Origin of the sequence: Bacillus cereus group sp. BfR-BA-01316 (genome assembly GCF_022664195.1) — a bacterium.
In the GTDB taxonomy this organism is placed as follows: domain Bacteria; phylum Bacillota; class Bacilli; order Bacillales; family Bacillaceae_G; genus Bacillus_A.
This window is the reverse complement of sequence record NZ_JAKUGX010000009.1, coordinates 112,378-125,659: the sequence shown is the minus strand read 5'-3', so window position 1 is coordinate 125,659 and position 13,282 is coordinate 112,378. Positions and strand designations below refer to the sequence as shown.

The window sequence follows — 13,282 nt, the reverse complement described above, 5'->3', positions numbered from 1 at the left end:
CTGTAGTTTTGTTAATTTTTGAATAAAAGTAGAATGGAAATTTAAGGTTATACTAGGATTATAAAAAACGATGGGACGAAAGTGTTCTCATTTGACGTTTTTGATATAGCATGATATAGTGAAAACACTATTGAGCTACATAATGTGGTACGGAAATAAAGCACGTTGTATTAAAGGCTGTAAGCTTGTTATACATTCATGTCCTTTATATCCACCTTTTCATGTGGATTCATAGTTTCATTTTTATTTAGGAGGTACATGACATGCAAACAGGTAAAGTAAAATGGTTTAACGGCGAAAAAGGTTTTGGCTTCATCGAAGTTGAAGGCGGAGAAGACGTATTCGTACATTTCTCAGCTATTCAAGGCGACGGCTTCAAAACTTTAGAAGAAGGTCAAGAAGTTTCTTTCGAAATCGTTGATGGAAACCGCGGACCACAAGCAGCTAACGTTACAAAAAACTAATTAGCTAGCGAAAAAAAAGCATTCCGAATTTCGGAATGCTTTTTTTATGCTTTAGAACCAGACTCATCTGAAGATAATTCACCTTTAAAGGTGCGCTCTTCAAAGTCATCAAGCAATTGTTCATATTCTTCATGTTCTTCTGTTGCGAAAACTTGTAGGTTTTTTCCATACATATCTGTTCCAATAAAATTTTCGAAATCCTCTACATACCCAACATTTTCTTCACTATTTACGTACATGCCATTATAGTTTTTTGAATCCTGTCTTTCTAAATCGGATGGTGTTTCTGATGTTCCGTAATTTGCGACGTCTTGCCAAGCATCTTCAGCATCGTACTCTACAGAATGATCTTCGTCGTGCTTGTGAAACGAAGGAGCCAACACTTCTTCTTCAACTGGGCGCGCCTTCATATCTAATTTATTTGTAGTGTGCTGAATACACGTTGTAGCAGTTGGCATTGCTTCTAATCTTTCAAATGGAATTTCCTCACCAGACACTTCGCAAATTCCGTACGTACCCGCTTCAATTTTTTGCAGGGCATGTTTCGTATCTTCTAGCTGTTTATGCCAGAATTCGATGAGTCCGAAATCTTTCTCACGTTCGTACAATTCTGTTGCCATATCACCTGGGTGGTTGTCATAGCTAGATAATTCTCCTACTGAATCACGTTCAGATGCACGGTCTTCATTTTCATGAGTTTGTATCGTTTGTTCAATTTCTTGTTTTTGCTTTTCTAAACTCGATTTAAATTGATTTATTTGTTGTGGAGTTAACATAGTAGTCCACCTTCCTACAATTCAGTTTCTTTACATAGTATGAGCGTTGAGAGTAGGAATTATGAGATGAATTTCAGCCGGGAAGTCGGTATATTCGGTATATGAAAAAAGGAGCCGCATAAGCAGCTCCTTTCTATAGGAAGTATCCAAGCAATAATCCGATTCCCATTAGGAAACCGAAAATTGTATTTGTTTTTGCTGTTGAAATCATCGCAGGTACCATTTCCATTGGAATACTTTTGCCGATAAAGCCTTTCGTCGCTTTAAATGCTTTCGGTGCACTTAAGAATACGATAAGCATCCATGGTGATACGATGTTAACGATGATTAAAGCGATTGTCCAAATGTAGGCAACGATAAACATAGAAGCAAGTACACCAACGGCTCTTTCGCGTCCAACGAGAATCGCTAACGTTTTACGACCATTTTCTTTATCACCATCTAAATCACGAATATTGTTAGATAGTAAAATTGCACCAATTAAAATGGAGCTTGGAATAGATAATAAAATCACTTCTGATGTTACTGCCCCTGTTTGGATAAAGAATGAAATACCAATAATAATGACACCCATAAATAATCCTGCTGTTAGCTCTCCAAATGGTGTGTACGCAATTGGAATGGGGCCGCCGGTGTAAAGGTAAGCAACGGCCATACAAACAAGACCGATTGCAGCAAGCCACCAGCTAGAGTTCATACAAATATAAACACCTAATAGCGTTGCGATACCTAAAAATCCGAATGCTAAGTTAAGCACGGTTTTTGGTTTAATGCCATCGCGGACGATAGCACCGCCGATTCCAACCGAACCTTCATGATCGAGTCCTCTTTTATAATCAAAATATTCATTAAACATGTTCGTTGCTGCTTGAATGAGAAGGCAAGCAAGAAGCATCATAAAGAAAAGAGGAAGATGTATTTGATTTATACCTCCGACCTGCATTGCAAAAGCTGTTCCGATGAAAACAGGAACGAAAGCTGCTGTTAATGTATGGGGACGTAATAAACTCCACCAAATGCGCCAGCCTGTTTGCTTACTTGGCTTTTGCGCCGTAGGAGAGGAATTCGTTTCGACGTTCATTTCCATGTTGAATCCTCCTTGGTCACATATTGTACACAATTAAGTGTAGAAAAAGCATCATTTAGTGTCAACGTTTATTTTCTAGGAAGAGAAGGTGAATTTCTCAGAAATGCTAAACGTTGACAGGCCTTTCCTTTGAGGTGTATCTTAAAATCAAGCGTAATTATGACTATTTTTCGCCCATAGGGGGGAGACAATTGTGATTCAAACGAAACAAAAAGGCTTACAAGAAGTTCTTGTTACAGCTATTAAGCGTGTGACTGATGAAAAAACATTAGTTAGTTTTGTAAAACAAATAGATTGGGTGGATCCACTTCTGTTTTATGCAGCAGGAAAAAGGATCGCATTCGAAAATAGATGTTATTTTGCAGACCCAGCTCAGCATGTAATATTTGCTGGAATCGGCTCTGTTTTCACTATAGCAAATTCTTCTCACAAACGCTTTCAAACTGCTCGTGACGAGTGGGATAAAGTAAAAGAAAAAGCATTTGTACAAAGAGAAGGATACGAATTTGGAACAGGTCCTCTTTTATTTGGTGGATTTTCATTTGATCAAGAAAAAGAAAAAACGAATCTTTGGAAAGAATTTGATGATACCACATTTTCACTACCAGCATTTTTATTAACTGTAAAAAATGAAAAAGTGTGGTTAACGATTAATAAGTTCGTTTCAGCTGAAGATTGTGCAGAAACTCTTTATAACGAAATTATTTCTGTAGAAGAGAGAATTTTACAAGAGAGTAAATGTGAACTAGAAGGATCAAAATTAACAGTTACTTCTAAAGTAGAAGTTGATCCGAATGGCTGGATGAATGCGATTGGAAAAGTGCAAGATGAAATGAAGCAAGGGAACGTGCAGAAGGTTGTATTAGCAAGGGAGCTAAAATTAACGATGGATCAACATATTGATTCCGTTCTTGTTTTAGAAGCGCTTCGCATTGGGCAACCGGATTGTTACGTATTTTCTTTTGATTATAAAGGAGCATGCTTCTTAGGGGCGACACCTGAGCGATTGATTCGAAAAGAAGGCGAGAAGTTCACATCGATGTGCCTTGCTGGTTCAATTGGTCATGGCAATTCTATAGAAGAAAGTAAACAAAATGGTGAGACGCTTCTTCATGATGAAAAGAATTTGGCTGAACACGGTTATGTAGTTAACATGATTCGAGGTGTGCTAAGTGAGCATTGCGAATCTGTTAATATTCCGGAGAGCCCAGGCTTATTAACGACGAAAAATTTAATCCATTTATATACGCCAGTAGAAGCAAAAGGTGATGCAAGTCTTTTAACGATGGTAGAAGAATTACATCCAACACCAGCTCTTGGTGGTACACCTCGTCATGAGGCGTTGAAATTAATCCGTGATGTAGAGCTTTTAGATAGAGGATTATATGGCGCACCAATTGGCTTTATAGATGATGAAGGAAATGGTGAATTTGCGGTTGCACTTCGCTGCGGATTATTAAATGGCGAGAAAGCATCCTTATTTGCCGGCTGTGGTATCGTAATTGATTCAGTAGCTCAGCTTGAATATGAAGAAACAAGTTTGAAGTTTAGACCGATGCTTGGTGCTTTGGAGGAATTAATGAAATGAACAAACATATAGAAGCATTATCATATTATTTAGGCGCGTTCGTAGACGAACTGACGCGTCTAAATGTATGTGATGTTGTCATTAGTCCTGGCTCACGGTCAACGCCGATTGCCTTACTAATGGAACAACATGAAGGAATGAAAACATATTTACATGTAGACGAAAGATCAGCAGGATTTTTTGCGCTCGGTATTGCGAAAGCAAAAAAACGTCCTGTTGCGCTATTATGTACGTCAGGGACGGCAGCAGCGAACTATTATCCAGCTGTATGTGAAGCGTTTCATTCACGAGTGCCGCTCATCGTATTAACAGCGGATAGACCGCATGAATTAAGAGATGTGGGTGCACCACAGGCGATGAATCAATTTAATTTATACGGTACTTTTGTGAAGCAATTTACAGAGATGGCACTTCCTGAAGCGAGTGAAGCAATGTATCATTACGCTCGAATGACAACGCAGCGTACGATAGCAAGTGCCTGTTTAGCGCCGCAAGGACCTGTTCATCTTAATTTTCCAGTTCGCGAGCCGCTTATACCGGATTTCTCATTAGAAAGTTTATGGGATAAAGGGCGTGGTGAATATACAGGAGTAGTTCAGCAAGGGAACGTGACGATGCCGAGTGAATATGTAGATTCTCTTGTAGGGCGCCTTTCACATATGGAAAAGGGGCTTATTATTTGTGGAGACGGCAGTCATCCAGAAATCATAGAAGTTGTTATGAAAGTAGCTGAGAAAACAGGGTATCCAATTTTAGCAGATCCACTTTCTAACCTCCGTAGTGGTAATCATGATAAAACGATGGTTATAGATTGTTACGATACATTTTTACGAAATGAATTGTTAAAAGAAACGTGGAAGCCGAATGTTTTAATTCGTTTCGGCGGAATGCCTGTCTCTAAAGCATTAACGCAGTTCATCAAAAAACAAACGAAAGCTGTTCATATCGTTGTTGATGAATCTGGACAATGGAGAGATCCAGCTCTAGTTGCGACAGAAGTTGTACAAGCTAGTGACATTGAATTTTGCAGAGCATTATTAGAGAAAATGCCAGTTATGAAAAAGAATGATTGGTTTGGAATGTGGAAACATATAAACGAGAAAACGAGAGAAACACTTCGTGAGATGGAAACATATGAAACGGCATTTGAAGGAAAAGTAATTACGGATATTGTACGTGTATTACCAGAAGGGGCAACGTTATTTGCGAGTAATAGTATGCCAATTCGCGATACCGATTCATTTTTCTTCACATCGGATAAAAACATTCAAGTAATGGCGAACCGCGGTGTAAATGGTATTGATGGAATCATTTCAACAGCTTTAGGAGCGAGTATTATTTGTGATCCGCTCGTATTAGTAATCGGTGATTTATCATTTTATCACGATTTAAACGGATTATTAGCTGCAAAATTACATGAATTAAATATAACGATTGTTGTTGTGAATAATGATGGTGGAGGTATTTTCTCATTCTTACCACAATATGAGAAAAAGGAACATTTCGAATCATTATTTGGAACACCAATTGGGCTTGATTACGAGCATGTTGTCAAAATGTATGGTGGTTCATTTAGCCGTGTGAATGGATGGGAAAACTTCCGAGAAGAAGTACAAACTGGAACGAAAACGAATGGATTACACGTTGTGGAAATTTGTACGAATCGCGAAGAAAACTTGAAATTACATCGTGAACTATGGGCAAAAACAATGGATGTTATTACTACATCATTGCAAGGTGAATCAAAATGAGAGTAACATTGCAAGATGTATCGTATGAATATGAAGTAGCCGGAAGCGGGGAACCACTTCTACTTCTTCATGGTTTTACGGGAAGCATGGAAACGTGGCGTCCCTTTATTCCTTCTTGGAGCGAGCAGTTTCAAGTCATTCTAGTAGACATTGTTGGACACGGGAAAACGGAAAGTCCTGAAGATGTGACGCATTATGATATTCAAAATGTGGCGCTGCAAATGAAAGAACTACTGGATCATCTTCATATTGAAAATGCACATGTACTTGGCTATTCAATGGGGGGGAGACTTGCGATTACGATGGCATGCTTATATCCAGAATATGTGCGTTCGCTTCTTTTAGAAAACTGTACAGCTGGACTTGAGAGTGAGGAAGAGCGAAAAGAACGCAGGGAAAAAGATGAACGACTTGCCGATAAGATTGAGCAAGAAGGTATCCGAATTTTTGTATCAATGTGGGAAAATATTCCGCTATTTGAAACGCAAAAACGTTTAGCGCAAAACGTAAAAGAAGCGGTGCGAAGAGAACGACTTGCTAATAATCCAAAAGGACTTGCAAATAGTCTTCGCGGCATGGGAACAGGGGCTCAGCCTTCATGGTGGAAAGATCTGCAAAACCTAAAAATGCCTGTCCTTTTACTGAATGGAGAAAGCGATGAAAAGTTCTTTCGCCTATTAAAAAACATAGAAAAATGCATCCCACACGCGAATTTTGTCAAAATTGATGGTGCTGGCCATGCAATTCATGTGGAACAACCGGAAAAGTTTGATACAATAGTAAAGGGATTTCTAAAAACTATGCAGTGATGCTTTTTTCCTTGTGAAGGAAGTTGAGCTTATAGAGAAATTAATGAGAGATCATTAAGAGTATAAAAAGGAGGTAATAGTAATGACTATTGAATGGGTAAAAGAAGGAAATTACGAAGATATTATTTATTCAACATACAATGGCATCGCAAAGATTTCGATTAACCGTCCTGAAGTACATAACGCATTCCGTCCTAAAACGGTAATGGAGTTAATCAATGCTTTTGCGCACGCTCGTGATGATGCAAATGTTGGCGTTATCATTTTAACAGGTGAAGGTGGACGTGCATTCTGTTCTGGCGGCGACCAAAAAGTTCGCGGTCATGGTGGATATGTAGGCGACGACCAAATCCCACGTTTAAACGTATTAGACTTACAACGTCTAATTCGCGCAATCCCTAAACCAGTTATCGCAATGGTAGCAGGTTATGCAATCGGTGGTGGACACGTACTTCATATCGTATGTGACTTAACAATCGCTGCAGACAACGCTGTATTCGGACAAACAGGTCCTAAAGTAGGAAGCTTTGACGGCGGATATGGAGCTGGTTATTTAGCTCGTATGGTAGGCCATAAGAAAGCTCGTGAAATTTGGTACCTATGCCGTCAATATAGTGCACAAGAAGCGCTTGATATGGGCTTAGTAAACACAGTTGTACCATTAGAAGAGCTTGAAGCAGAAACAGTACAATGGGCACAAGAAATTTTAGCAAACAGCCCAATGGCACTTCGTTTCCTAAAAGCTGCATTCAACGCAGACACAGACGGTTTAGCTGGTATTCAACAACTAGCTGGAGACGCAACGTTATTGTACTACACAACTGACGAAGCAAAAGAAGGCCGCGACGCGTTCAAAGAAAAACGCAGTCCCGACTTCGGTCAATTCCCTCGTTTCCCTTGATCAAAAGCGGAAGCGGCTCGTTTAGAATGTGAGGGGGATGGAGCTTCTGACAAAGAGGCGCTTTTTGCCTCGTAGGAAGAAGCGAAGCCACCGAACATTCTAGCCGCTGTAGCTGGATGAGATCAAAAGCGAAAGCGGCTCGTTCAGAACAAGAGGGCGTTGGAACTCCTGACGAAGAGGCGCTTTTTGCCTCGCAGGAAGGCGTGAAACGACCGACTGTTCTAGCCGCTGTAGCTGGATGAAACCAAAAGCGGAAGCATCTCGCACAGAATGTGAGACGCAACCGAAGATCAAACCAGAAACAAAACAACTAAGAGACTTGATTTCATATCAAGTCTCTTTCTTTCATGAAAGGAGAATGGATGATGGAGACGATGCCTAATTGGTTAATGCAACGTGCATTTTTAACACCTGATCGCACTGCAATTGAAATAGAGGACGAGAAGATTACTTTCGTGCAGTTACATGAAAAAGTAGTATCTGTTTGTGAACACCTTTCGCATGTAGGAGTGAAGCGGGCGCAAAAGGTGGCTGTTCTGATGAAAAATGGTATGGAGATGATTACAGTTATTCACGCCTTATCTTACGTAGGGGCAGTAGCTGTGCTTTTAAATATGCGTCTTTCAAGAGAAGAGCTACTTTGGCAAATGGATGATGCTGAAGTTGTTTGTTTAGTGACGGATCAAGAGTTTGAGACGAAAAATGTTCCGGTATATTCATTTGCTGAAGTGATGCAAGGACCGAAGGCGGAAGCATCTATACAAGAAGAATTCTCTTTAGAAGAAGCGATGACAATTATTTATACGTCAGGGACGACAGGGAAACCGAAAGGCGTTATTTTAACGTACGGTAATCACTGGGCAAGCGCAGTTGGTTCCGCGCTTAATTTAGGACTTCGCGAAGATGATTGTTGGTTAGCCTGTATGCCAATGTTCCATGTTGGTGGGTTATCTCTTTTAATGAAAAATATTATGTATGGTATGCGCATTTTACTCGTTCCAAAGTATGATGCTGATTTTATTCATAAAGCACTTCAAACGAGGGGCGTTACGATTATTTCTGTCGTTTCTAAAATGCTAACAGATTTATTAGAACGACTTGGAGCGGAAACATATCCAACTACTTTACGATGCATGTTACTTGGGGGAGGACCAGCACCGAAACCGTTATTAGAAACGTGTGTAGAAAAAGGAATTCCTGTTTATCAAACGTACGGTATGACAGAAACGTCTTCGCAAATTTGTACGTTATCAGCAGATTATATGTTAACGAAAGTAGGATCAGCTGGAAAACCACTATTTCAGTGTCAGCTACGTATTGAAAACGATGGTGTAGTTGTGCCGCCCCGTGCTGAAGGAGAAATTGTTGTAAAAGGACCGAACGTAACAGGTGGCTATTTTAATCGTGAAGATGCGACGCGAGAGACAATTCAAAATGGCTGGCTTCATACGGGTGACCTCGGTTATTTAGATGAAGAAGGATTTTTATACGTGTTAGATCGCCGCAGTGATTTAATTATTTCTGGCGGGGAAAATATATATCCAGCTCAAATTGAAGAAGTATTACTTTCTCATCAGGCGGTAGTGGAAGCGGGTGTTGTCGGTATGAAGGATGAAAGTTGGGGACAAGTACCAGCTGCTTTTGTTGTAAAAAGTGGAGAGGTAACAGAAGAAGAAATTCTTCGTTTTTGCGAAGAGAAATTAGCGAAATATAAAGTGCCGAAGAAAGTATGTTTCTTAGAGGAATTACCACGAAATGCTTCAAAGAAATTGTTAAGACGAGAGTTAAGACAATTAGTGGAGGAGATGTAGGTGGAAATAAAAAAAGCGACACTTTATATAACGGAAATGCCACTTGTCATTCCGTTTGCCGCAAGCTACGGGACTTACGAAAAACGTGAAAGTATCGTCATTGAATTAGAAGACACGGATGGATACATTGGTTTTGGTGAAGTCGTTGCATTTTCCGAGCCTTGGTATACGGAAGAAACGGTGAAGACAGCGCTACATGTACTTCAGGATTTTTTATTACCAGATTTATTGAAAGCTGAAATCCCTCATCCGAATGAAGTACCGTCTTTGTTCAAACATATAAAGAGAAACCGAATGGCAAAGGCCGGAATTGAAGGTGCCGTTTGGGATTTATATGCGAAGCGTCAAAAGAGGTCATTAGCGACATTACTTGGCGGAACGAAGTCTGAAATTGAAGTCGGCGTTGTGATTGGGATCAATACGATTCAGACGATGCTTAAACAAATCGAGAAGTACGCGGAAGAAGGATACGAGCGTTTTAAAGTGAAAATAAAGCCAGAGCATGATTACGAATTGCTGAAAGAAATTCGAAAAGAGTTTCCGAATATACCATTAATGGCTGATGCAAATTCAGCTTACACATTAGCGGATACAGAGAAATTGAAACGACTAGATGAATTCCAATTGATGATGATTGAACAACCATTAGCGGATTATGATTTTCTTGATCATGCACAGTTGCAAAAGAAAATCGAAACACCGATTTGTCTAGATGAAAGTATCCATAGTTTAGAAGACGCGCGTGTTGCCATTACGCTTGGCAGTTGCCGCATCGTTAATATTAAACCAGGGCGAGTGGGCGGATTAACAGAATCCATTCAAATCCATAATTATTGTATGGAGTATAACATACCAGTTTGGTGCGGCGGTATGGTGGAGATGGGGATTTCGCGAGCGCAAAATGTTGCTCTCGCTTCGCTGCCGAACTTTACGATTCCAGGAGATATATCTGCTTCTAGTAGACATTGGGAGAAGGATATTATTTCACCGGAAGTGACGCTAGAGGGCGGGAAAGTGATTGTACCGCAAAGTATTGAACGTGAGTATGAAGTTGACCGCGGAAGATTGGAAGAAATAACGAAGCAGCGGATTGTGTTTGAAAGATGAAATAACAAAGGTTACTCTTATGAGTAGCCTTTTCTTATTGTACAAATTGGATAGACTAGTTTACAATCGAGCGTATGAAAACGGAATGAAGTAGGGGGATTAAAATGAAGCATATTTCAATTTTAATAGCTGATGATGAGGCGGAAATTGCTGATTTAATTGCGATACATTTAGAAAAAGAAGGTTACCACGTCGTTAAAGCAGTTGATGGAGAAGAGGCAGTTCATGTTATTGAAACTCAGCCAATCGATTTAGTGGTTTTAGATATTATGATGCCGAAAATGGATGGTTATGAAGTGACGCGCCAAATTCGCGCCAAGCATCATATGCCGATTATTTTCTTAAGTGCGAAAACATCTGATTTTGATAAAGTAACAGGTCTTGTGCTTGGTGCGGATGATTATATGACGAAGCCTTTCACACCGATTGAATTAGTCGCGCGTGTAAATGCACAATTACGCCGTTTTCTTACGTTAAATCAACCGAAAGTAGTGGAGAATAAATCTGCTTTAGAAGTAGGTGGAGTTGTTATTGATCCTGAACAAAGAACGGTAAATGTGTACGGAGAGCCAATTGAGTTAACACCGAAAGAATTTGATATTTTATATTTATTAGCAAGTCATCCGAAGAAAGTGTACAGTGTGGAAAATATTTTTCAGCAAGTATGGGCTGAAGGGTATTACGAAAGTGGAAATACAGTTATGGTACATATCCGTACTTTGCGTAAAAAACTTGGAGAAGATAAAAGAAAGAATAAGTTAATAAAAACAGTGTGGGGAGTAGGTTATACTTTCAATGGCTAAAAAGATGAGAAGCTTTCGCTCGAAGATGGTTATGCTATTTGCGTTAAGTATGATATTAGCTGGTGGCGTAACGTATATGATTTATGAAGGATTACGGCTTTACTATAAATCAGTAGTCCGTTATGAGGATCCTTTAGCTCAATTTCGTTCAATGGTAAGACAAATTGGGGACATTAATTTCTTTTTAATTATATTTATTCCTCTGTCCATTATGTTTTTCTTCTTCCTTACTAGACCGTATTTAAAATATTTTGATGAGATTTCTAATGGGATTCATCATCTTGCGAACGGAGATTTTACAAATCAAGTTCGGGTTTTATCAAATGATGAGTTTGGATATATCGCCCGCGAAATGAATGTAGCGAGTGAGAAATTAAAAGAAGCAGTTGAACGAGGAGATTTTGCGGAAAGTAGTAAGGATCAGCTCATTGTTAACTTAGCTCACGATTTAAGAACGCCATTAACATCTGTTTTAGGTTATTTAGATTTAATTCTTAAAGATGAAAATTTGACGAAGGAACAAATCAAACATTTTTCCACAATTGCTTTTACGAAATCCGAAAGACTGGAAAGTTTAATTGATGAATTATTTGAAATAACGAGAATGAATTATGGCATGTTGCAAATTGAAAAAAGACCAATTGATATAAGTGAATTACTTATACAGTTAGATGAAGAGTTATATCCGTTATTAGAAAAAAAGGATTTAGAAGCGAGATTGAATATTGCTCCTCATTTACCTATTAATGGTGATGGAAAATTATTAGCACGAGTATTTGAAAATCTTTTAACGAATGCAATTCGCTATGGGTATGATGGAAAGTTTGTTGATGTGAACGGATATATTGATCTTGAAGAGGTAGTTGTACAAATTATAAATTACGGAGATAGCATTCCAGAAGAAGATTTACCGTATCTTTTTGATATGTTTTATACAGGTGATAAAGCAAGATCGGAGCAGCAGGGCGGAACAGGTCTTGGACTATTTATCGCTAAAAATATTGTCGAGCAGCATAATGGGACAATCACTGCTGAAAGTAATGTAATTCGAACTGTATTTGAAGTGAGATTACCGAAAGAAGAGACTGCGGAAATTTAATAAAAATTTAAACTTTACCCCACTTTTTATTTTAATAGTTTTTTCTATTCTATACGTAAGTTACGTTAAGGAGGAACTAGAAATGAAAAAGTGGGTATTTATTTCTCTTTTTATATTATGTACAGTCTGTGTAGGCTTTTATATATCACCATTATTTCAAAAGGATATCGATGTTAAAATTGCAGAAAAAGCTAATAAGGTAAAATCGGCGAATATTGAAAAGATAGAGGTTACAAAAGAAGAGATTTATAAGGGAAATCTATTATTAGTTAACAAAGATTACCCAGTAAAAAAAGATAGTATTAGGTCTGATATTATAAATGTAAATCACAATAGTGAATTAGTAAGAGGTTATGTGATATTCGATAGAAATCTGCGTTTATCAAAGGAAGTTGTGAAAAAGTTTTTAAACGTTGTTGATGCAGCTGGAAAAGAAAGTGTTAATCATTTTTTGATTAGTAGTGGCTATCGAGATTTCCAAGAGCAAAGACAGCTATATGAAAAAATGGGATCCGATTATGCACTTCCACCAGGATATAGTGAGCATAATTTAGGATTATCGCTGGACGTTGGATCAACTCAAAAGAAAATGGAGAAAGCTCCTGAAGGAAAATGGATTGAAGATAACGTATGGAAATACGGATTTGTTTTACGTTATCCGAAAAATAAAAGTAACATTACGGGCATTCAATATGAGCCGTGGCATATACGTTATGTCGGCCTACCTCATAGCGCAATTATGCAAAAAAAGAAAATTACATTAGAGGAATATTTGGACTTCTTAAAAGAGGAAAAAGAAATTTCGACTGATGTTGAAGGGAAGAAATACACGGTTTCTTATTATAAAGTTTCAAATCGCATGAGCGTAAATATTCCGGTGAATAAGCAGTATGAGATTTCGGGGAATAATATGGACGGGGTTATTGTGACGGTTCAAGAATAGATGTTCCTTTGAAATAAAGTGAAACTTTAATCAGTGGGGGTTTTGTCCATCCCCCACTGATTATTAGCCTTCACCAATCGGGCTTTTACGGGCAGCCCGACTCCCACCTCGCATTCGCCGAATTTTGAGGTGGGAGTCTTACT

At 38.7% G+C, this 13,282-nt stretch carries 13 protein-coding genes; 11 read left to right on the top strand and 2 right to left on the bottom strand.

Annotated features, from left to right (window positions below; translation table 11 throughout):
- Positions 1-263 precede the first annotated feature (263 nt).
- On the top strand, positions 264-464 hold the full coding sequence (cspD, locus tag MR071_RS10155; protein WP_001193051.1) for a cold-shock protein CspD: 201 nt from the start codon (positions 264-266) through the stop codon (positions 462-464).
- Between the two features lie 44 nt (positions 465-508).
- On the opposite strand, the gene MR071_RS10150 is transcribed toward cspD, so the two are convergent.
- Both MR071_RS10150 and MR071_RS10145 read right to left on the bottom strand, forming a co-directional pair.
- Positions 509-1,240: a yteA family sporulation protein gene (locus tag MR071_RS10150; RefSeq protein ID WP_105585872.1), complete on the bottom strand. Its 732-nt coding sequence runs from the start codon at positions 1,238-1,240 to the stop codon at positions 509-511.
- Between the two features lie 133 nt (positions 1,241-1,373).
- Positions 1,374-2,327 carry a 1,4-dihydroxy-2-naphthoate polyprenyltransferase gene (locus tag MR071_RS10145; RefSeq protein ID WP_105585873.1) on the bottom strand — a complete coding sequence of 318 codons (954 nt, stop codon included), beginning with the start codon at positions 2,325-2,327 and terminating at the stop codon, positions 1,374-1,376.
- 193 nt (positions 2,328-2,520) lie between these two features.
- Between MR071_RS10145 and MR071_RS10140 the strand changes: the two genes are divergently transcribed.
- The 10 genes from MR071_RS10140 (at position 2,521) to MR071_RS10100 (ending at position 13,139) form a co-directional block, all read left to right on the top strand.
- Entirely contained in the window at positions 2,521-3,915 is a 1,395-nt protein-coding gene (locus MR071_RS10140; RefSeq protein ID WP_105585874.1) for an isochorismate synthase, read from the top strand.
- Positions 3,912-5,666 (top strand): 2-succinyl-5-enolpyruvyl-6-hydroxy-3-cyclohexene-1-carboxylic-acid synthase, encoded by a 1,755-nt coding sequence (menD, locus tag MR071_RS10135; protein ID WP_105585875.1) that lies wholly within the window; start codon positions 3,912-3,914, stop codon positions 5,664-5,666. The genes MR071_RS10140 and menD overlap by 4 nt, the downstream gene beginning before the upstream one ends.
- On the top strand, positions 5,663-6,475 hold the full coding sequence (gene menH, locus MR071_RS10130; RefSeq protein WP_105585876.1) for a 2-succinyl-6-hydroxy-2,4-cyclohexadiene-1-carboxylate synthase: 813 nt from the start codon (positions 5,663-5,665) through the stop codon (positions 6,473-6,475). Before menD ends, menH begins: the two co-directional genes overlap by 4 nt.
- Before the next feature lie 82 nt (positions 6,476-6,557).
- Positions 6,558-7,376, top strand: a complete 819-nt coding sequence (gene menB / locus MR071_RS10125) for a 1,4-dihydroxy-2-naphthoyl-CoA synthase (RefSeq protein ID WP_105585877.1) — start codon at positions 6,558-6,560, stop codon at positions 7,374-7,376.
- Positions 7,377-7,492: 116 nt separating this feature from the next.
- Complete coding sequence (locus tag MR071_RS25475) at positions 7,493-7,618, top strand: hypothetical protein (RefSeq protein ID WP_255833681.1); 126 nt, start codon at positions 7,493-7,495, stop codon at positions 7,616-7,618.
- A gap of 123 nt (positions 7,619-7,741) precedes the next feature.
- Positions 7,742-9,187: an o-succinylbenzoate--CoA ligase gene (locus MR071_RS10120; protein ID WP_142395838.1), complete on the top strand. Its 1,446-nt coding sequence runs from the start codon at positions 7,742-7,744 to the stop codon at positions 9,185-9,187.
- Entirely contained in the window at positions 9,188-10,294 is a 1,107-nt protein-coding gene (gene menC, locus MR071_RS10115; protein WP_242235880.1) for an o-succinylbenzoate synthase, read from the top strand.
- 104 nt (positions 10,295-10,398) lie between these two features.
- Positions 10,399-11,097, top strand: coding sequence for a response regulator transcription factor (locus MR071_RS10110; protein ID WP_105585881.1), 699 nt, complete (start codon positions 10,399-10,401; stop codon positions 11,095-11,097).
- Positions 11,090-12,196: a HAMP domain-containing sensor histidine kinase gene (locus MR071_RS10105; RefSeq protein WP_242235879.1), complete on the top strand. Its 1,107-nt coding sequence runs from the start codon at positions 11,090-11,092 to the stop codon at positions 12,194-12,196. Before MR071_RS10110 ends, MR071_RS10105 begins: the two co-directional genes overlap by 8 nt.
- 82 nt (positions 12,197-12,278) lie before the next feature.
- On the top strand, positions 12,279-13,139 hold the full coding sequence (locus tag MR071_RS10100) for a M15 family metallopeptidase (protein ID WP_105585883.1): 861 nt from the start codon (positions 12,279-12,281) through the stop codon (positions 13,137-13,139).
- Positions 13,140-13,282: the final 143 nt, after the last annotated feature.

What these genes read in the sequence shown, in the direction of transcription:
- menD (WP_105585875.1), top strand. Translation starts at nt 3,912, where the DNA reads ATGAACAAACATATAGAAGCATTATCATATTATTTAGGCGCGTTCGTA.
- MR071_RS10105 (WP_242235879.1), top strand. Translation starts at nt 11,090, where the DNA reads ATGGCTAAAAAGATGAGAAGCTTTCGCTCGAAGATGGTTATGCTATTT.
- MR071_RS10110 (WP_105585881.1), top strand. Translation starts at nt 10,399, where the DNA reads ATGAAGCATATTTCAATTTTAATAGCTGATGATGAGGCGGAAATTGCT.
- menB (WP_105585877.1), top strand. Translation starts at nt 6,558, where the DNA reads ATGACTATTGAATGGGTAAAAGAAGGAAATTACGAAGATATTATTTAT.
- MR071_RS10100 (WP_105585883.1), top strand. Translation starts at nt 12,279, where the DNA reads ATGAAAAAGTGGGTATTTATTTCTCTTTTTATATTATGTACAGTCTGT.
- menH (WP_105585876.1), top strand. Translation starts at nt 5,663, where the DNA reads ATGAGAGTAACATTGCAAGATGTATCGTATGAATATGAAGTAGCCGGA.
- MR071_RS10145 (WP_105585873.1), bottom strand. Translation starts at nt 2,327, where the DNA reads ATGGAAATGAACGTCGAAACGAATTCCTCTCCTACGGCGCAAAAGCCA.
- MR071_RS10150 (WP_105585872.1), bottom strand. Translation starts at nt 1,240, where the DNA reads ATGTTAACTCCACAACAAATAAATCAATTTAAATCGAGTTTAGAAAAG.
- MR071_RS10120 (WP_142395838.1), top strand. Translation starts at nt 7,742, where the DNA reads ATGGAGACGATGCCTAATTGGTTAATGCAACGTGCATTTTTAACACCT.
- MR071_RS25475 (WP_255833681.1), top strand. Translation starts at nt 7,493, where the DNA reads ATGAGATCAAAAGCGAAAGCGGCTCGTTCAGAACAAGAGGGCGTTGGA.
- cspD (WP_001193051.1), top strand. Translation starts at nt 264, where the DNA reads ATGCAAACAGGTAAAGTAAAATGGTTTAACGGCGAAAAAGGTTTTGGC.